We start from the raw sequence: 19,651 nt of genomic DNA, 5'->3' as shown, positions 1-19,651 counted from the left end.
GAAGGGGCCGGGACGCAGCCTTTTGATCTACAGCCTATGAGTCTCAATTGAGTTGACTGCTCGCCGCTACGTATGGCTGCTCAACCTCCAGTGAGACTCATAGGATGCGGAGAGAGCAATGGGTGCGGACGGCCAGAGCCAAGACGAACAGGCGAAGGGGATACTGGCGCCGGCCAGCCCGAAGGTGTGGGCGATCACCATCGGAGTCGCCTGCCTGATCGCGGGCGTCATCATCACCAACGCTCGGAATGGCGGAGACGAGCATAAGAGCGTCGTCGAGAACTCAGACACCGCGGTGGCCTCCGCCACCCTGACAGAGGAGGCGACCGCCATCTGGACGCAGTTCGAGACGGCGGCTCAGGCCTGCGATCAGGCCAGCGACCGGGTGAAGGCCGAACTGCAGTCGCCGGATGGGACGCCCTATTCGACCTATCCCCTGGCGCAGGACGCCGTCTACGCCTGCGACGCCGCCACGAGCGCCGTCTTCGCGCTCGAGCCGCCGAAGGGCGCGCCGGACGCCCTGAAGGAGGAGTTTCAGACTGCGCTCAGCGCCTGCTACCGGGCCTACAGAGGCAAGCAGAACGTCTTCCAGCGTCTCACCAAAGTCCTGGACGGCGACGCGCGGCCATCGACCATGCAGGCGGTTCAGAACGAGATGCAGACGGCCGAAGGCCACATGGTCACCTGCGTGCCCGGCCTGATGGCTGCCGTCGAACAGGCGACGGGCAAGTTCCCCGAACCCGCACAGCGGTGATCACCGCCGCACCACCTCTCGGCGCTCGACCACCTGTCTTCGCTCAGGCGTTCGGCGCACTAGCGGCCCGCTACGGGCGTTGCGGCCCGTAAGGTAGTCGAGCGCCTGGCTGGTGGCATCGACCTGGTCGTCGTGTTTGCCAGCGGGGAAGGCGAGCAACTCCCTCACATACTCCCCCAGCCAGGGCGCTTCCTGCGGCAGGTGCACCTGGCCCGCCTCGAAGCGGGCCGACTGCGCCTCCAGCCGCACGCGCTTTTCATGATAGGGCCGGATCAGGATTGGGCGCAGGAGACCGGCCCGTCGCAGATCCTGCCCCAGCGCCCGCCCAAGCTCGGTGTCTTCGATGATCGTTGTGTCCGCCTCCCAGCGCATGGCGACATCGACGATGGTTCGGCGCAGATCCGGCGCCTCCAGCCGGTCGCGCACCACATCGAGGAGATAGTAGTCGAGCCCCTTGGCGCCCCACACCTGACCGACCGACCAGTCCGAGGTCTCGTTCAAGGTCGAAGCCGTATCCCAGGAGACGATGATCCGGTCGAAGGTCACGGGCGGGGCGTCGCAGTACCTCAGCCACTCTCGCCGGATGACATTGCCGCCAGCCGGCGCCGGCTGCTGCTGGTATTGGGCCTGGAAGAGCAGACTGCCCTGGGCTCGGCGAAGCTCGTTCAGCACCTCGATGGGTTCGCGTTCGGGCATGAGGAGATCGCCAGCGCGCCGACGATGCATGTCGCCGCGACGACCACTTAACGGGTGGACCGTGTCCTCGGTGGCGATGGCGGGGAAGGAGACCACCTCCCAGTCACCGCGCTCCAGCACGTGGCCGACGAGATCGTCTTCGTGCAGCCTCTGCATGATGATCACTACCGCCCCGCGGGTCTTGTCATTGAGACGGGTGATCAGGGTGTTGTCGAAGAAGTCATTGACCCGCCGGCGCGACGCCTCCGAGAGGGCGTCCAAGCCCTTCAGAGGGTCATCGACGATGATGACGTCCGCTCCGCGGCCGAGGATTGCGCCGCCCACGCCCGAGGCGAAGCAGGAGCCGAAGCGCGAGGTGCGAAGCTCCAGATCCCGGAGCCGGGCCATCTGGGTGTCGGGGAACAGCGACTGATACCAGTCGCTCTCGGCGATCGCCCGACGCTTGATGCTGAAATCCCGCGCCAGGTCCTCGGTGTGCGAGACGCAGATCATCTTCAGGGTCGGATCATGCCCCCAGAGGAACATCGGCCAGGCGATGGTCGCCAGGACCGATTTTCCCGACCTAGGCGGGACATTAATGATCAGCCGGCGGCATTCGCCGCGCATGACGCGGGCGAGCTGCCAGGCGATCGCCTCGTAATGCCAGCCCATGATGAAACGTGTGCCGGGATCGATGTCCCGGAACACGCGCTGTACGAAGGCCAGCAGATCCTGACGTAGAACGGCTTCGAGAAGCCTTGTCCGATCAGACACCGGCGCCTCCGCGGCCGAGCCGTCGCAGTGCGTCAGCGAGGAGGGCGGCGTCCTCGTCCGTCATGCCCTCGCCGACGGCCTCAGCCTTCGGCTCGAGGGCCGAGAGCATGTCGACGATCATCGGAAAGGTCCTGATCGCGATCTTTGGATCGTTGACGGCGGCCCCCATCATGCGGCGAAGGACCGCTTCCATGACCGTGAGTTCCCGGTCGCCCGCTGAGATTGAGCTTTTCAGGACCTCGACGAGGATCTGGTGGAGCTCGTCCTTCAGCGACGGTGGCTTCTTCGCCCGCCGTCCCGCGGGGTTAGGGGATGGGCCGCCCTTCTTCCACTGGTGCTCCTTGCCGATGTTCTTGTAGCCGGACTTGCCGTCACCGGGCTGACGGCCGGCGGGCTGATTGCGGTGTTTTCCCATGACGGCGGCCTCACGCGGCGGCCGCGGGCGAGGCCGCACGCTGGTCGAGGAGAGCCTCGAGGGTGAGGCCGGTCTCCTCATGGATCATGGGGCGATCCACGACCGCCTGCAGCCGGCGAACAGCCACCTCGAAGTAGATCGGGTCGATCTCGACGCCGACGCCCACCCGGTTCACCCGGTTGGCGGCTACGACCGTGGAGCCAGTGCCCATACAGGGATCGAGGATCACGTCGCCAACGTTCGTCACGTCCAGGATCGCCTCGGAGAGGAGCTGGACCGGCTTGACGGTGGGGTGGGCATCCAGCGTGGCCTTCCGGTCGGCGCCGAACTGAGCCATGCCGCTGCTGGACCACATGGTCGTCCGATTGCGGCCGTGCTTGCCGAGCTGGACGTTGTTGACGGCGATGCGCTCGCCCTTGGCCAGCACCAATACGAACTCCACCTGGTGCCGATAGATTCCACCCATGCCGCCGGCGGTCTTGTCCCACGCCACCGTGCAGACGTGGCTCAAGCCCAGCGACCGCGTGGCCTGGGTGAGGCCGTACATGCCCCGGTGGTCGATGAAGAGAAAGACCGCCCCGTTCTGGACCACATGCGGGACCGAGGCCCCCAACAGCTCGGTGAAGAAGCTGATCGCCTCCGGCTCGCTCATGGAGGCGCCTTCGACGAAATCCTTGTGCTTGGCGCTGACGACGCCCTCGATCGGCACCAGGCCGTAAGGGACGTCGGAGAACAGCATCCGGACCGGCCTTCCACTAAGCGCCTGGCCGATGATGGCCGGCTCCTTCGCGTCGCCGCAGACCAGCCGATGCGTCGGTGCGCCATCGGCGGCGGGGTCGAAGATGAAGGCGTCGCCGTGCTGGAGGAGGGAGGTCTTCTCCGCCGTGGGGATGTCTTCGTCGGCTGGCTTGTCGAAGCCGGAAAGGAGCAGGCCGTCGATCTTGCCCATCGGGAGCAGGGTGTGGGCGACCAGATCCGGGTCGATCTGAATCAGGCCCTCGACGCTGATCTTGAGCTGCTCGACGTCCCACTGCCCCATCTCCAGCAGGGCATGATGGGCGATGCGGAACGTCTCAATTTCCGCTTCGCTCAGGTGGTCGGCGCGCTGGACATGGACAGTGGTATGGCCGAGCGTCTTCAGCGCCTCCCAGAGGAGGTGGCCGTCGATGATGCGGCTGTCCTTGTCGACCAGGATCGGGGCGACCACGCCGAATCGGCGGATGGTCGCGACGAGTTTGTCGAGCTTGCCGCGCGGGTGCTTCCGCACTCGGCGCTCGGCGGGTTTCAGCTGATCGATTGGGATCTGTGTGAAGGTGGAAGAACGATCAGACTGCAGAGCTGTCGAGGTTTGGGGGCGCTGGCGAACGCGCACGGCGTTCGAGTTTGGCTGGGGCATTTGGGCCTCCGAGAAGACGTGAACCCGGCCATCGACGTCGTTCACCTCCTTTCAGAGGCGCCAGTTCGTTGATTGGCCAGCTTCGCCGCTGCTCAGAACCACTCGGTCCCAAAATGCCGCTCGCTGTCCGTTGGGTGAGCGGACATCGGCATGCTGGCGCGATTCGGCGAGTTGTGAAGATCGGGGCAGTTTCTGTGTCAAAGCGGATCCCCCAGTCTATAGGGGGCGATGTCTCAGTTGGGCTCATTGCCGCCCTTGAGGAGGTCCGCTTCCGACTTCGCAGATTTCAAGTCTGGCGCCCCCACGCGCGAATGGTCCGCTTAGAAGGCGGGAACGACTACGCGTCCGAGAACGTCGAGATCACAGCGTCGACCACCACCTTGATGGACCGAACTGCCGCGCCTTCAACTAACATTCCGCACTCCAGGTTCACGCCCTTGGAGCGACGAAGCAGATTGGCAGAGCCGACATAGGCGGCGACGCCATCAGCAAGCACGATCTTGGCGTGGAAGGTTTCGTCGGAGTCGCCTTCGGGTCGACCCTCAGGCGCGTAGTCGTGGATGGTAACCAGTTCCGTGAGGCGCCGGCCTGGGAAGCCGCATTGCGCAAGCTGGCTGGCATCCCTGAGTACCAGCACGCGCTCCGGGGCTCCGGTCAGCTCGAAGAGTTCGAGCGCCCATTCAGCGCCGATGGTGTCGATATACGGGACCATGATGACGAGGCGTGCCTTCGCGGTGTGCGCGAGGTGCCGGAACGCGTCTGTGGTGTCCGTAAGGGACGAGAACTTGGAAGCGATGTCTTTCCTGAGAGCTTCGGCGAGTTTGCTCGGCTCAGGCGGCAGCGTCACCACGAAGCGTGCGGTTGCTGACGGCGAGACGAGCGAGTCCTGGCTCATGCGTCGAGGTCGGGATCGAAGTAGCCGACGAGATCGGGAGCGTCGCCTGCTTCCCATTCCGGCTTTGAACCGCCCTTCAGGCTGGAGCGGGAAAGAAGGAGATTCGAGGAAACGCAGCTGACCTCGCTGACCATGATGCAGGCTGGGCATGCACCACCACGAGCGTCGCAGAGGCTCCCCGAACCACAGCGAAGCATGCGTTGATCAACGTTACGACGAAGGAACTCCATCGCGTGATTGCGCCACATCGCCGAGACATTCCCCAGGTCCGGGGTCATGCCCTTGCGGTAAACCACGAAGGCGAGATCGGCTGGGAAGATGTGCTCTCCGATACCGTCCCGGTCGAGGCCCGACACTTCGGCCAGCGAGTGGATGAGCTGGTGCGAGAGGCTGTGCAGCAGGAGGTAGATGTAGGGTGCTAGGTGCCGCTGGAATCCGGCCCTCTCCCTGTCCTTGAATTGCTCCAGGAAAGGACCGAAGTCCTCGTACGTCTCCAGATAGGCGCGGCCGAGGCCAATTTCTGCAGCAGGCAGGTCGACAATCGCGTTTCTCTCCAGCCAGCGGCGCACCCGTCCTTCGTCGAGTTTGACGTACAGCGCCTCGTTCTGCTGCTCAGTGACGTAGATGGGATGCTTGCTCTGGGTGTTCGGGATCGTGTCGAACGCCTTCAGGCGCACGGGCACGGCGATGGACTGTCCGTTGTGTTCGCGCTGGTAGACGGGGGTCGAGGAAACCCGCGAGTACCCGAAGCTAAACTCGCAGATCGGCAGGCCGCGAATGAGCACCATTCGGGCAATGCCAGTGTGCTTCAGGAGATTGTCGACCTCATCCACGTAACGCTTGAGCTCGGTCGGATCGTGGACCACGTCACTGAGTGTGATGTCCGGTTCAAGAACATCCACGGCTGCATGCCGGCTCTTCGCTTCGTCGATATGCTCCCGTTCGAACACGTGATGCTGGATGGTCAGGCGGATCGGGTCATAGCGTCGGGCCCAGGTCTGGCGCGACAGCGCAGCCTGCATGAGTGATGGACTGGCTAGGCGCCCGCGGCTGACTAAGCCGTCGGAGAACCACTTTTCCCTGATTGCATCGGCATCGGCACGGTAGCGTCGCGCAGCATCTTCGCGATTGCCGGCGGTCGCGCGTGCGGCCATGCGTTCGAAATCCTCAAATTCCTCCCACTCGCCCGAGCGGTTGGCCGCGTTCACAGCGGCTTCGATCTCGTCGCGTGAGGGTTCCTCGAAAGGCACGTCGTGGATGCGTGCGAGGGTGCGCAATAGCTCATTCGTGCGGTCGCCGGTCATTAGGTCGACGACCGATGGATCGCTAAATTTAATGAAGGAGCTGCGCTGCGGATAGAAGGCGGAGTTAGCCCGGTAGGACACGGGCATCATGTTCACTTCGAGGTACTGGAACTGGCGGCCCCCGGCCTGCTGCTCGGAGTACAGCTGCTGGAGAACCTCGGGATCCGCTTTCTTGAGTGGGCGCGACTCCTTGCAGCCCTCGCAGACGAAGCGCCATTCCTTGAAGACGGGGGCCTCGTTGCGCAGGACGAACCGTTCGCTGCCACACGTGCACGACCTTATTTGACGAACCTGGCCCGTAGCTTGGTCGGGATTGTAGTTGAAGGGGCTCAGCGGCTCGACGTTGCCGCTCCAGTGGACATAGACGACATCGACTTGGGTCCATCGGGCCTGATGACCGTTACAGGTCTTTGGCAGCGGGAACTGCGCCTGCTCCCCTACGGATTGGAATTCCCGGACGCGCCCGCAGGTGCCGCATCGGTAGACCAGCGGATACGGGACGTAGCCAACTACGTCGGGGCTCGTCATGCGGAATTTCGCCGGGTCAATCTGCACCCGGCCGCTGTGGATGTCGTAGAAGGCCCGATCTATCGAAAGCACGTCGAGCGCTTCGGGAATGGCAGCCGCGATGCGTGACCGCCAGTTGGCGATGAATTCACGCATGCTCTCGAAGATTAGGTCGTTCGTCGTTCGATCGAGCTTCAGTTCGCGATCGACCGGGACCGAACGGCAGATTCCTTTACCGCCTTCCCACGTGAACAGGACGCCGGGCGCGTACGAGGTCGCAAGCTGGGTTCGCGAGCGCGCCATGACCGGAGGCTTGGGCTGATCGCTCTCTTGGCGACGTCCCCCAAAACCGCCGGGGCGGCGATAACGCTCGTTGGGTGAATCGCGTCGTTCACTCATCGCGCCTCGCCTTCGTCAGCGTCTGTCTCGGCGGCCTCGCCCTTCTGCGTCCGGATGGCCCTCATGACTGCGGTAAGGTCGCGAATGTCGACGGCGTTCGTTCGCCCCTTCGCGAAGGGGTCGTACCCCGAAGCGACGATGTAGCCGGCCTCGTCGACGTCGCGCAGGGACGTCATCGGCTTCTGGAAGACGGTATCCAACCCTGCCCAGTAGTCGGCGAGCCGCGCCGATGTCATCTGCCTCGTCATCGAAGCAGCGAAGCGGGCGATCTCGTGGTCGACCATGCCCTGGTAGTGGTCGCCATAGGGTGGGCTTCCAAAACGCGAAGGGCCCCGACCCGCGAAGCCGGCCGAACGCAGCGCGAAGGTGCCAATCTCTTTCTCCAGACCGACCCTGGTGTCGTTGGCCAGTGTCCTCAGGCGGCCCAGTGCATCGGCCGCCTGCACATTCGCCTTTCGGTCGTCAGGGAGGTGGACGAATTCATCCGCTTCGCGAAGCATCGCCCAGGCTTGAATGTAGGAGGCAAGGACACGTCGAACGGCGTTCTCGGCCCACCGTTCAATCGCGGGCGGAGCGATCATCCGCTCAAGGAATCGGTGAAAAATGTCGTGCGTCTCGACGACATATCGGTCGCGCCGGTTCTGCGGTGTCGGAATGAGCATGACAAAGCCGACGTGGGTCCGTCCGACGCGGCTGGATGCCTGAATGTACTCGGCGATATCCGAGGGAAGACCGGCAAAGAACATGCTGTTGAAGCGGTCGACATCGACTCCGTGGCTGATGGCCGCCGTAGCGACGATGCTGCGGACCGTCTTGTCTATCAACGGATAGTCCGCGCCAGCGAACGAAACCCCGGCGTCGTTCATCACCTGCTGAATCGCCTTCATATCCACGCCGCCCGAGATGAGGCGGCTGTCGAAGGTCTCGAACGGTAGTCCGGCTTGGAGATGGTGCTGATAGACGGACGAGCTGAGCGCGTCCATGATCTGGTCGCCACCCTTCTTGTTGGTAACGTAGGCGAGCGCGATTCGGTGAAGGTCGACGAGCGCCATGACCTCGGCGACGCGCCCGTCGGCAAGTGCGCGGTCAAGCGCACGTTGCCGCCAGCTGCCGGACTGCGACGGCGCGATGGCGTTCTTCAATGCGTTGATCGTCTCAGCCTGCCTGGACGCATCCTGCAGGTCACGCCACAGCCCTGATATGATGGTGTGGAACGCGCTCAGGACATGGACCGCCGTCACCGTGTGCGTGGCGTCGTTGGTCATCAGGGAAACGTACAGGCGCATCCACGGCGCGGTCGCCTCAGGTCCCAGGTGTGGCGGGAGGGCTTCGGCAAGAGCCTTCCGCTCGGCGTTGTCAGCGGGCGGCGCTGCCGGTTCTGCGAAGAACGAACGGTAGATGTCAGGGCCCGGATAGGGGAAGCGCAGCGGCGTGCGCTGGTACAGGGTCTGCAGCTGCCGCTCCGGATTGGAAATGGTCGCTGTCGCCGCGACGATCTTGGGCGTCCGGAAGCCGCGCCAGCCATCGCCGGTCCACACCTTGGCGACGTGCAAGTCATCGCCCGCAATCTCATCGATGCGCGCAAACACGTTCTCGAGGAGCGTGTCGAAAAGCCCGCTGAACGTACCGAGGCTCTCTTCGAGGAGGTGCGCCTCGTCCTGGATAATGAGTGAGGGGAACGGATCAAAGAAGATGCGCTCGCCCCTGCGATAGGCCGGAAAGACAGGCAGGCAGCCTGCCGCCTCAGGACCTTCATTCAGCTGCTCCGTCCGGCGCTCGACGAACAGATGTCCGCTCGGATCGACCCACCGGGCTAAACCGAACATGCCAAGCACGCGCGAGACGGTGTTGGTGTGCTGGCCGAGCATCGCCAGCTTGTCGACCGTTCCGAGGACGATAGAGGGCGCGCGCTCGTAGATCGTGTCGTCGGTCAGGAGGAAAGGAAGCGGGTGGATGCCGCCGTGGTGCCTGTTCCAATCACAGTCCGGATCGAAACAGACGATGGCGGCTCTCTTCGCCCTCGGTCCCTCGGACTCATTGCGGCGAAGGCCAGTCGCCCCCTTGCAAACGGGGCATTCAGGCACCTTGTTGTAGGCTTCCCGAATGTCGCGATAGCGCCGCGCGCGCGCCGCCTCGTCTTCTTCGCGCTGTGCTCCTTCCTCAAGCAATGCATCGGAGGGATGCGCCGTATCACTGAGGAGCGGAACGTCCGTTCTTATCCCGCTGTAGCTGTTCGGCGTGTTTGCGGATCCGACCCAGAAGCCCATTTCGAAAGGCCATGTGCCGACGCCATCCTCGCGGCGTACGAGTTCCGCCCAGGTGAGGAGCTTGAGAAGGCGTTGCGCCTGCTGGAGCGTTAGGAGCCGAAGGGGGTAGCGGATGAGGGCCGTGACGCCGCGCTGCTTGCCCCGCAGACGGTCGATGAAGAGCGCGAACAGCAATGCTCCGTAGAATGCTTCTGACTTGCCTCCGCCAGTCGGGAAATAGAGGAGGCTAGCAGCCTCGTCGTCGAGCTTCGCGTTCGAGAATTCGCGGAACTCTTCAAGACGCGACGCGAAGGTAGGGATGTGAGCGAGGATGAACGCGAGTTGGAAGAGGCGCCAACCGCGGTTCGGGTCCTCCTTATCGCGCAGGAAGAAGGTGCGGTTCATCGAGCGCCAGGCGCGCCACGGGATCGCGACCCGTTCGAGCCGCTTCCGCTCTTCGACGGTGGTGGCCTTTGTCACAGCCCTCGCGGCTCCAGCCGCCTTGATGAGGACGTCAACGCCTTTCCGGATGTAGGCGGCTTCATCGGTCTGACCTGATGTGTCGAGCCGCAGCCGATCCGACTCACGGTCGGCGTCGACGGGGTCGAGATTCCACCTCACCGCATCGCGCAGTGACCGTTCGTTCTTCTCAATCCAAGCGACGTAGGCATCCGGAAGAGCCTGGAGGTCTTCGACGGAGAAATCTTCGCGCGCTAGCGCGCCGAAGTGGGTCTCGATGGCGATGTTGGTCGGGTTGATGCGCGGTTGAACGAAGCGTGGCGCCCAAGTTGTCGCGAGCACGACCGCGCCACCATCTTTGTCGGCTTCGACGCCGCAGTTCAGGCCAATCGCTGGATAGTCGAGATATTCGCGGAAACGGTAGGAGGGCTCGACCCGATCCAACTGGAGCGGCCGGTGCGCGGCTTCCGGGATCGTCACTCTGAGCTGTGTGCCGAAGAGCGTGTTGCAGCGTGACTGCGCGTCAGCCGGCCGAAGCTGCTGGCACTGATTGTCCAAGGTGACGCGGAGAGAGACACGGGAACGGTCGAGGAAGTCGTGCTGACGTTCGATCTTGAGCGTCAGGGCGCTGAAGTCGGGAAGCACCTTGGACTCGTCGGGTGCGATGTCGCGGGCTGCAGCGATGAAAGCCTCCCAGCGCTCGCGGCTTTCCGCGCTTTCGGGCCGGACCCGGAGGTTCCGCCAGGCTTCCTGTTTGCCATCGCCGTTGAGCCACGCGAGCAGCTGAGCTCGGATTTGTCCTGTCAGCTCGCCGTTGTAGCTCGCGACCAACGACGCAAGGTCCGTCCCAGCTGCGTTGGCAGGCCATTGGAATTCAGGGAGCAACAGGTCGAGCCTTCGCCACTTCGGCGGGATCGGCGAGGGTTCGATCAAAGCATGGGGAATCTCGCGGCCTTCCCTGAGCATCTTGGCCACGGGCGCAGGAGCCGTCTCGGTCTCATCCGGACCGTCCTGGTCTGGACCGTCAGGCTCCATGGACTCAGGCGGAACCGGCGTGTCGCCGATGCCCTGGACCTCATCGACGTTCAATCGGATGCCGCGTTTGCCGTAAGCGGCGGTGAGAACCTCGTCCTGGATTTTATTCCTCTGCTGGCGGATCTCCGCGCGCTGAGGTTCCGTCAGCGTCCTCCATGCTGGCTTGTCGACTCCGGCCGCCTTGAATGCAGCGGTGCGGTTCGACCTGATCTCGTCTTCGATCTCCCGCTTCACGTCTGCATTGAGCTGGAAGTCGAAATCGAGCGGCCCGTCCTTCGGATCGACATCATCCCAGGTCGGAAGGATGCGCACGTAGACCGAGAACTGCGGCTGAGCCCGAAGCGCCTCGGCCGCGTCTCCTGCCAGAAAGAAATCAAGGCCTAGGGCCGCGATGGCGATGTCGGACGTCTCGTCCTGGCCCCGGACATCAAAGCGCGGGAGCAGCTGACCGGAGACGATCGCGCGTCGCGGCGAGCGGCCCAAGATGAACCGCCCTTCGTCATCTGTACCGCTGACTCTGCCAACGATCGTGTTGACGATAGCGTCGCAGACGGCCTCCTTTAGCTCAACGTCCACGGCCCCGAGTTGTTTGTCGCTGAGACCTTTCATACCGAGCCTCCCGGCCGGACGTCTCTGACGGTCGTTACGAACTCCTCGGCGGCGGCGCGCAGCGCGCGGATGTCGCCGGAGCGTTCGGGATTCTCGGCTGTCACCGCATGAACATCTGTGAGGATGCCGCGGTAGGCGTCGTGGAAGGCCGCACCGGCACGGAGGCGGCTCGAACGCTGCGCGATGACGGCCCACTTCCAGAACCGGGCCGTGATATTCGGCCCTATGCCCAAAGCCTCGGTGAATCGGCGGAAGGTCGCCTCGTCCTGGGGGGCATGGGGAATGACCTCGTAGAGAGGCTTGTCCGCCTCGCCATCAAGGTCGATCCAGTAGTGGGCGCGCGCGGTCGTAATGTCTGACCCCATGCGAACGCAGAGTTCGCGAAGTCGGCCGGCCTCGCTGCCACCTGGCAGCGCTGCAAATTTCTCAATGACCAGATCGTGGTAGTCGCGGATTTGTTCGGCTGCGACGGCGGTCAGGTTGAGGAGTCCGCGGGCCTTCTCGATGAAGGCTGGGCCGATCACGCAAAGCTCATCGCCCCGCTGGACATCATTGGCGGTCACTTCGACGAACCGGGAGACGGAGCGCCCGCTGTCCTTTCGCACAAGGACCGTGCCGCGACGCGCGATGATCCTCTGGCCGTTCTCCATTACAAGTTCGAGGGTGTTCCCATCGCCGCGTCGGTTCAGGCCGGCAAGATCGATGATCCCGCCGGGCGGAAACTCTACGTCCTCGGACGGAGGAACGGTGCGGTCGAGTTGAACCTGATGGTTGCCAAGCTCGCCGAGGCGGCTGGCTGCCCGAGCTACGAAGGTTTTGAGCCGGCGAATGAGCTCGTCGTCAGTCAGTTGTTCCGCCAGCCGCGTTGCATCTCGCGCCGCAAACTGCAGCGTGTCGCCGTCAGCTAGGAACATGAGTTGGTCGGGCAGCCACGGCTGGGCAAACAGTTCGAGCACGGTCTGTCGTGTCGGAGCGACGATGACGGCGCGCTTGTAGTGGTTCTTGACGGAGGGTTCGAGGGCGGCAAGGTCAAGGAAACCCTGCTTCGTCGTGAACCTGACAAAGCCGCTTTCCAGCCGTTCCTGCAGCTTGGGATGATCGCGACCAAGCAGATAGGCGCAGAAGTCTGCCATTGCCTCGGTGCGGAAGAGGACGACGGTTCGGGAACTGGCCCGCTCTGCCGGAATGATCGCCTCCTCGACCAACGTAGACATCGATGTGGCGGATTCAGCCTTCGCAAGAAGAGCTCTCGCGTCAGCGACCGCGGCCGTCAGTTCGTCGGCCGCGACAATCGATGCTCCGTTTCTGACGTCGAGAAGCGCTGTTAGCTCCGCGTCGATGCGATAGGCGGCAAGGTTGTCGGCGGCGATTGCCTCGGAGCTCTCACGTTCGAGGAAGGTAGAGAAGTCGGCCAGGCTGCCTGGCAGACACGCGGCCCGCCGCAGCTTGGCGATGATGTCCCTGGCGGCCTCAGCCCCAATTCTATTGCCCCGGTCGCGAAGCTGGGCAGCAAGCATCCGGAACCGCGCGATGACGTCGCTGGTCGTTCCGACGAAGCCATCAACGTCGATGGCGGAGGCCCCACGCCATGCACTGTCAGCTTGCGCGTTGGCCGTGTGAAGGATTCCCTCGGCGCGCGTGAGGATGGTGCGGCCGGCTGCAGGCGTGATGTGGTTGCGCTTGGGATGGGGCCTGATGCCGAGAAGGTCGAACCGCGTCGCATCGTACGCCCACGGGTCATCGGTGAGGGCGAGAATTCCCGCGCTGGGGAACGTCGCCCTCATCTTGTCGATGGCCATCTTTGCGGCCGGGAGCCAGTCAAAGCCGAGCCGGGAGCGGCCGGTCTTTGTGAGGTCCAGAATGATGATGTCGGGCGGACGATTGATCGCCCTCAGCTCGCGCTCAAGAGGGTCGCCCGCACGAATCCCGAACAGGAAGAACTTGGCGGTATCAGGATGGTCCGCAGCTCCTGAGCGCGTCTGCTTGCTGAGGTCCGTCTTCGTCTTCGTGTGCCAAAGAAGCTCGCCCGTCTTCGGGCAGCCGTCACGGGCGGAACCGTGCGGAACGATCTCGTCGAGGATCGGATGCGTAAGCTCGATGTAGTCGGCACCGTCGCGCCCCCGCCCGGTAATCTTCTGCGCCCGCGTCAGGACCTGGTGGTAATCTTTTAGGCCCGGGTCATCGTCACCTTCGATTGAGCGTGACAGGTGCTGCAGGTGCATCTTGCCGAGGACATCACGGTCGACGTGCACCTCACGTGCGAGTGCATGCGCGGTTCGGGCATAAGGAAATAGGACGGCCCGAAGACCGGCCGGCGCAGAGGCGATGAGGCTTTTCGCGCCCTGGATGACGGTCTCACGTCTTGGCGCTGCCGCGGTCTCGCTGATCGAGAGCAGAGCGATCAAGGCCGAGAGACATGGCTGGTGCGACGGCCAGCACAACACGACCTCGGTCTGACCGGTATTTATCACGCCGAGCGCCGCTCGCATCAAGGCCTGGTAGACCGGAGAGATCTCCCGCGCTTGGGAATCCCCGACCGCGTAGAGCGGAACTTTTCGAGCCGCTTCGAGGTACTGCTCGACCTCGCGTTGATGCCGTATTGACGCCGCGACCCGCGCGGTAGCGCGCTCCTGGGCCTGCGCCGCAATCGTGGCTGCAAGCTGCTTGCGGCGTTGCTCGTTGTCATCACGCTGCTGGAGGCGGTCTGCAAAGCCCGCTCCAGGGGCGCGAGAGTCGCGGTGCCTAGCCATTTCCCGGCACCGCCGTGTTAACGCCGTAAGCCTCGATGGCGGCTGCCTCGGCGTCGCCGCCGTGCCTGCTCAGCGCGCCGCGGAAGGCATCAGGCTTCGGCAGATCGAGGTCGCGGAGCAGTTTGACGGATACGGCTGCGGTGCCGGAAACCAGCCTGTAGCGGTCGTCGACCGCAGCTGTGTTTAGTAGCGCAACGACAAGCTCAATTTGCTCGGCGTCTTCGCTGGTGAGAACGATAGTGTGGTTCTCGGTGACGAAGCCGCCCCAGGTTTCGACGACATCTGGCGCGACTACGGCGGCCAGCAACCGACGTGGCTGCTTGTCGTTGGTCGTTCGCTGCATCACCGCGGCTGATGTTCGGATGATCGAGGCGCTGGGTCCGTCGAAGTGGACGAAGTCCGTCTTCAGACCTTCCTTGCCGGCTGGGCGACAGGGCTGCCCCACCCTCACGTTCTTCGCCCAGATCAGCGGAAAGGCGGAAACCCGATGTTCCGGCAACAGTCTGTCGCACTCGCGGTTCCACACGAAGTATCCGGCGCGGGCTTCCACCCCGTAATCCGACAGCTTCGCCCCGCCAGCTTGACCTCCATTCGTCAAGGGCAGCGGCCACGGATCGCCGCTCGCCACGGAGAGCTGAAGCCGCGCGACGTTTCCACTGCCTTCCGGAGTGAGCACGGGAAAGTCGACTAGCGCCTCGCGTGGATGCGCCGTCCCCTTTCTGAGTAGGAGGACGCTCACGTCCTGCTGCACGTCCGCGAAGACGCGCTTCCGCTCCGGCACGAACCCGATCGCGAGGACCTGAGCCTGGGTCCGGATGTAGGTCCGCATACGGTCGTAGAACGGTCCTGCCCTGAAGCTCGAAGGTAGGACAAGAGCGACCAGGCCGCCGGGCTTGGCGTAGCGCAGGCACAGCTCAGTGAAGACCGCGTACTTGTTGATATGTCCGCTGTAGGCGATGTCCTTCCAGCGCTCGTCCGTGAGGTCCGCCACAGTGACACGGCCGTAGGGCGGGTTCGCGACCACGAGGTCGAACGATGCGTGCGCTGGAAGTGAGAGCGCATTGCTGACGGTGATGAGTTTCGACGCGCTCGCTATGCCCAGGCGATCAGCGACCAGAGCTTCCGAGACCTGGGCCAGGCCGGCATCGATCTCGATGCCGCACAGGCGTTTCAGCGCGGCCTTGGCATCGATACCTGCGGCGCGCGCCCGCGCTGCGACGTTCGACAAAAAGGCTGCGCCGCCAGCCGCTGGATCAAGGACGCGATGTTGGCATACATCGAAGCCGGCACTTACGGCGAGGTCCAGGATCGCCTCGGCAAGATAGGGCGGCGTGAAGTAGGTGGCCTGCTGCCGGCGGACCTTCTCCGAGAGCAGCAAGGTATAGAAAGTGCCGATCCAGTAGTGCCGCTCATCGGTCGGCAACGCGGAGATGCCGTCGGCAAAATCGGCAAGCGGCGGGGGAGGCGCCGGGCACCCGAGGAGTGATATCGCGAGCTCGGCTCGGCGCTCCGGCGTGAGGTTCTTTGGTGCACTTCCTGCAGCAGATCGAGCAAGCGCCAGCAGCGAGATTTTCTTGTTCGACGCGGCCTTTTTCACGGAATTCAGATTGAGGGGACGCGCGACGACACCGCCAAAGGAGTGAATATCACTCTCGAATTCCTTAGCGTCCATGATCGGCTTAGATTCAAACACCATTGCGAGCGACATAACCTTCGCGAAGGCAGGCCGTGGCTGCGACGGCCCGCCAATCCGAAAGGTTCCCCCATAACTTCTGGACACTCTCGGTTGGGATACGCTTGGCCGTCAACCCAAACGCGATAGGTGGGGATGATTAGTCCCGCAAAGTCTTCGCACGCAGCCGATATCCAATCCAATCATGCGTCCGACATGGCCCACGACGGCGTGTACGTGACCGAATTCTGCCTCCCAAACAGGGACCGGGTAGGCGGGCTCGATCCACCCAGAAGCCAGCTCGTGGTGGTGAAGCATGCGGATGAGGTTCTCCGGAGGAGCGGCAACCTGGTCGCCGCCTTGGCGGCTTGGGAGGCCGTGACCCTGGACTCAACGAAAACCGCGAGGCGCGCCATCCAGAAGGTGCGATCCAACCCGCATCCGTATTCTTGGCTTTAGCGCGCGCGAGTGTCTGGCAAGGGTCGGGCTCAGCCGTACCTGTCAGGTTGGCAACCGAACATTCGCCCACGCTGAGGAAAGGTCCGCAATCTGGTTAGGAGCCAATGTCTGCAAGTGGCGCGACCCGGCCATCGGTCACCAAGATTCCCGCTCGACGTTCCAGGCAGCGTGGTCCTGAACACCGCTGGACTTCGGCCCGGAAGGGAGCGGTAGTGCACACACGCCCGGGGAGCCGGGCTCGTCTCAGTACGGGGACCGCGATGGGCGGCCTCGATGAACGGAGGCGAGTATGACCAAGCCAAAGACCAAGACCCAGTCCGCCGAGACCGCGCGCGCAGCCGGTGACGTCGCAGGCCCGAAGGGCAAGCTCGGCGCCCTGGTGGCGCTGCTGCTGCGCCCAGAGGGCGCGACGCTCGAAGCCATGCAGGCGGCGACCGGCTGGCAGGCGCATTCTGTGCGTGGCGCCATCGCGGGCTCGATCAAGAAAAAGCTCGGCTTCGACGTCACGTCGGAGAAGGCCGACGGCGGTCGAGTCTACCGTATCGCGAAGGGAGCCGGCGCGTGAGCGCCGGCGACCACCTGGCCGGGCTGGATGCTATGTCGCTTGCCGACTTGCGTGCGGCCTGGACCGAACGACTCGGCGGCGAACTGCCGAAGCTGCGCACACGGGAGCTGATGGCGCTGGCTCTGGCGCATCGACTGCAGATCCGGGCCGACGGCGATTTGTCCGGATCGTCAAAGCGCCGAATGGCCGAGCTGGCGCGAAGGTTCCGCGAAGACCGTGGCTACATGCCCACGCCCGGCCCGAACCTGAGACCTGGCACGACCCTGATCAAGGAATGGCGCGGCGTGCGTCATGAGGTCTGGGTGCTGGAGGAGGGGTTTAGCTACATGGGGCAGCGGTTCGGCTCCTTGAGCGAAGTCGCCCAGCACATCACAGGCACGAAGTGGAACGGCAGGGTGTTCTTCGGCCTGAAGGAGCGGCGGCGATGAGCGCCGTGCGCCTGCGTTGCGCCATCTACACCCGCAAGTCCTCGGAGGAGGGGCTGGAGCAGAACTTCAACAGTCTGCATGCCCAGCGGGAGGCCTGCGAAGCCTATGTGCTATCCCAGGCCGGTGAGGGCTGGAACGCCATCAAAACGGCTTACGACGATGGCGGCTACTCGGGCGGCTCTATGGATCGGCCTGGTCTGCAGCAGCTCATGGCCGACATCCAGCGCGGCCTGGTCGACGTGGTGGTGGTGTATAAGGTCGACCGCCTGACACGCTCGTTGGCCGACTTCGCCAAGATCGTCGAGCTCTTCGATGCCAAGGGTGTCTCCTTCGTTTCGGTCACCCAGGCCTTCAACACGACCTCCAGCATGGGGCGCCTCACGCTCAATGTGCTGCTCTCCTTCGCCCAGTTCGAGCGGGAGGTGACCGGCGAGCGCATCCGCGACAAGGTCGCCGCGTCTAAGGCCAAGGGCCTGCGCATGGGGGGGCAGCCGCCGCTCGGCTACGACATCGTGGATGGGCGGCTGGCGGTGAACAAGGTCGAAGCCGCGCGGGTGCAGCGAATCTTCCAGCGGTACCTGGAGCTGGGCACGCTGCTGGACCTGGTACGCGAGGGCGTCGAAGCGAAGCGCTGGGTCAACAAATCCGGCCGAATGGTCGGCGGCGGCATGATGGGACGTGGCGCGCTCCACTACCTGCTGACCAATCCTGCCTACCGCGGAATCACTCGCCACCACGAAAAGCGGTACGAAGACACCCATCCGGCCATCATCGACGCTGGACTATGGGATGCTGTGCAGACCCGATTGGCGGCCACCAACGCCAGCCAACCGAAGACCGAAAAGCGCGGGGAAGCATCCAGGCTCGAGGGGTTGATCGTCGATGACCGCGATAACCTCATGGTCCCGGTTCATACGAAGCGCGGCGCCCGGCGCTATCGCTACTACGTCAGTCGTTCGGTGCTGACCGGCCAGGGAAGGGCTGGGAGCCTGCATCGGATCCCGGCGGGCGTCCTGGAGCAGTTCCTCGCCGAGCGCATCGGCCCGATGTTGGCGCCGGCCTGGCGGCCGGCCGAGGACATGCTCGACCGCATTGTCGCCGCCCTGAGGAGCGCGACCCTTAGCGAGGATCAGATCGCGGTGCGTCTCGTTGCCGACGCCTTGTCGCCCGCGGCGACCAACACGTCGGGAGCGGCGCTGGACGGCGAGGGCTACTGCACCCTGCGCATCGCCTTCTTCATGCGGCGTCGTGGAGCGATCGTGCTGCAGGCTCCGGGCGCAGCGGCGGCGCCCGCCAACAGAATCGACCGGGCGCTGGTCAGGGCGGTCGCGCTCGCTCGCGTCTGGGCGGTCGAACTCGAGACCGGGCAGGTGGATTCAATCAAGTCCCTCGCCAGGCGTGAAGGGCTCTGCAACCACTACGCCACGAGGCTTCTGCCGCTTGCCTATCTGGCCCCAGACCTGATCGATGAGATCCTCGATGGGCGCCAGCCCCGCAATCTTACCCTGAGCGCACTCACGGCCGAGCCGCTGCCGCTGGATTGGGGCCGGCAGCGCGAACGGTTCCGGGAGCTTGCAGCGAGCTGAGGAGTTCGCTGTTGCGCTCATAGCTGCGCCTGAAGATCGCTGTTCTCAGCCTCGTCCTCGCGCCCAACGCGGGGGCGAAGTCATTGATGGGCGACCGCTTCTCGCGACGCGCGACACGGATTCGATCGGGCGAATTTCCGAATATCGCTGTTGAATTCGCTGCTAGCAGCGAATTCTCGCCCGCGCGGCGAAAGGTACACTTCTGCAATGGGTCCAGAGAGAGGCGGCGCAATAGGCCCTGCATCGCGCGGTGAGCGGCTCTCAGAGAGCCAGGCGCATGGGCCTGCGCCCGCCTAACCGGCAGACTTCTCGGGGGTATTCTCGGGGCGGGAAATCACCCCGAGTTGGCGGGGGAATGAATGGTCGGAGTGGCAGGATTTGAACCTGCGACCCCCGCGTCCCGAACGCGGTGCTCTACCAGACTGAGCCACACTCCGACTTGGGAGGGCGCCTTATAGAGGAGGCTTTTCGCGCCCGCAAGCGAGCGCAGGGCGTTGCATCGCAAATCGGCTTGGGCTATTTCCACCGCCTCGCGCGGGGGACAGCCCCCGACGCCGTTCCTGCTGGGGAATGGTGTAATGGTAACACTGCGGTTTTTGGTACCGTCATTCTAGGTTCGAGTCCTAGTTCCCCAGCCACTTCCTCCTTCTGAATCGAAGACTTGCCCGCCGCCCTGGCCAGGGCTTCACTGGCCTGCGCCGAACCGTGCCCCGCTGGGGCGCG

12 protein-coding genes and 2 tRNA genes are annotated in these 19,651 nt (G+C 64.1%); 5 read left to right on the top strand and 9 right to left on the bottom strand.

Annotation, left to right across the window (positions count from 1 at the left end; translation table 11 throughout):
* Window positions 1-118: 118 nt before the first annotated feature.
* Entirely contained in the window at window positions 119-754 is a 636-nt protein-coding gene (locus tag ACK4YQ_RS14030; RefSeq protein ID WP_409612041.1) for a hypothetical protein, read from the top strand.
* Here ACK4YQ_RS14030 and terL read toward each other — a convergent pair whose 3' ends face one another.
* The 8 genes from terL to ACK4YQ_RS13990 all read right to left on the bottom strand — a co-directional run bounded on the left by terL (window position 755) and on the right by ACK4YQ_RS13990 (window position 15,926).
* Window positions 755-2,203 (bottom strand): phage terminase large subunit, encoded by a 1,449-nt coding sequence (gene terL / locus ACK4YQ_RS14025; RefSeq protein ID WP_409612040.1) that lies wholly within the window; start codon window positions 2,201-2,203, stop codon window positions 755-757.
* Window positions 2,196-2,618: a DUF5681 domain-containing protein gene (locus tag ACK4YQ_RS14020; RefSeq protein WP_409612039.1), complete on the bottom strand. Its 423-nt coding sequence runs from the start codon at window positions 2,616-2,618 to the stop codon at window positions 2,196-2,198. The genes terL and ACK4YQ_RS14020 overlap by 8 nt, the downstream gene beginning before the upstream one ends.
* 10 nt (window positions 2,619-2,628) lie before the next feature.
* Window positions 2,629-4,059 carry a site-specific DNA-methyltransferase gene (locus tag ACK4YQ_RS14015; protein ID WP_409612038.1) on the bottom strand — a complete coding sequence of 477 codons (1,431 nt, stop codon included), beginning with the start codon at window positions 4,057-4,059 and terminating at the stop codon, window positions 2,629-2,631.
* A 292-nt stretch (window positions 4,060-4,351) separates the two neighbouring features.
* The gene (locus ACK4YQ_RS14010; protein ID WP_409612037.1) at window positions 4,352-4,909 is read right to left on the bottom strand and encodes a phospholipase D-like domain-containing protein; all 558 of its coding nucleotides are present in this window, start codon (window positions 4,907-4,909) and stop codon (window positions 4,352-4,354) included.
* Window positions 4,906-7,119 carry a hypothetical protein gene (locus ACK4YQ_RS14005; protein ID WP_409612036.1) on the bottom strand — a complete coding sequence of 738 codons (2,214 nt, stop codon included), beginning with the start codon at window positions 7,117-7,119 and terminating at the stop codon, window positions 4,906-4,908. Before ACK4YQ_RS14005 ends, ACK4YQ_RS14010 begins: the two co-directional genes overlap by 4 nt.
* Entirely contained in the window at window positions 7,116-11,468 is a 4,353-nt protein-coding gene (locus tag ACK4YQ_RS14000; RefSeq protein ID WP_409612035.1) for a DEAD/DEAH box helicase family protein, read from the bottom strand. The genes ACK4YQ_RS14005 and ACK4YQ_RS14000 overlap by 4 nt, the downstream gene beginning before the upstream one ends.
* Window positions 11,465-14,218 carry a hypothetical protein gene (locus tag ACK4YQ_RS13995; protein WP_409612034.1) on the bottom strand — a complete coding sequence of 918 codons (2,754 nt, stop codon included), beginning with the start codon at window positions 14,216-14,218 and terminating at the stop codon, window positions 11,465-11,467. The genes ACK4YQ_RS14000 and ACK4YQ_RS13995 overlap by 4 nt, the downstream gene beginning before the upstream one ends.
* Window positions 14,211-15,926 carry a class I SAM-dependent DNA methyltransferase gene (locus tag ACK4YQ_RS13990; protein WP_409612033.1) on the bottom strand — a complete coding sequence of 572 codons (1,716 nt, stop codon included), beginning with the start codon at window positions 15,924-15,926 and terminating at the stop codon, window positions 14,211-14,213. Before ACK4YQ_RS13990 ends, ACK4YQ_RS13995 begins: the two co-directional genes overlap by 8 nt.
* Window positions 15,927-16,638: 712 nt before the next feature.
* Here ACK4YQ_RS13990 and ACK4YQ_RS13985 point away from each other — a divergent pair.
* From ACK4YQ_RS13985 to ACK4YQ_RS13975, 3 genes are read left to right on the top strand one after another with little or no spacing between them, the layout of a single operon-like run.
* Entirely contained in the window at window positions 16,639-16,914 is a 276-nt protein-coding gene (locus ACK4YQ_RS13985) for a DUF3489 domain-containing protein (RefSeq protein WP_293379470.1), read from the top strand.
* On the top strand, window positions 16,911-17,342 hold the full coding sequence (locus ACK4YQ_RS13980) for a DUF2924 domain-containing protein (RefSeq protein WP_409612032.1): 432 nt from the start codon (window positions 16,911-16,913) through the stop codon (window positions 17,340-17,342). The genes ACK4YQ_RS13985 and ACK4YQ_RS13980 overlap by 4 nt, the downstream gene beginning before the upstream one ends.
* On the top strand, window positions 17,339-18,928 hold the full coding sequence (locus ACK4YQ_RS13975) for a recombinase family protein (RefSeq protein ID WP_409612031.1): 1,590 nt from the start codon (window positions 17,339-17,341) through the stop codon (window positions 18,926-18,928). Before ACK4YQ_RS13980 ends, ACK4YQ_RS13975 begins: the two co-directional genes overlap by 4 nt.
* Window positions 18,929-19,288: 360 nt before the next feature.
* Here the strand turns inward: ACK4YQ_RS13975 and ACK4YQ_RS13970 are convergent.
* Window positions 19,289-19,365, bottom strand: a tRNA-Pro gene (locus ACK4YQ_RS13970).
* 127 nt (window positions 19,366-19,492) lie between these two features.
* Between ACK4YQ_RS13970 and ACK4YQ_RS13965 the strand changes: the two genes are divergently transcribed.
* A tRNA-Gln gene (locus ACK4YQ_RS13965) sits at window positions 19,493-19,566 on the top strand.
* Window positions 19,567-19,651 lie beyond the last annotated feature (85 nt).

It is taken from the genome of Phenylobacterium sp. (genome assembly GCF_046291545.1).
GTDB lineage: Bacteria > Pseudomonadota > Alphaproteobacteria > Caulobacterales > Caulobacteraceae > Phenylobacterium.
This window is presented reverse-complemented; position numbering and strand designations above follow the sequence as displayed.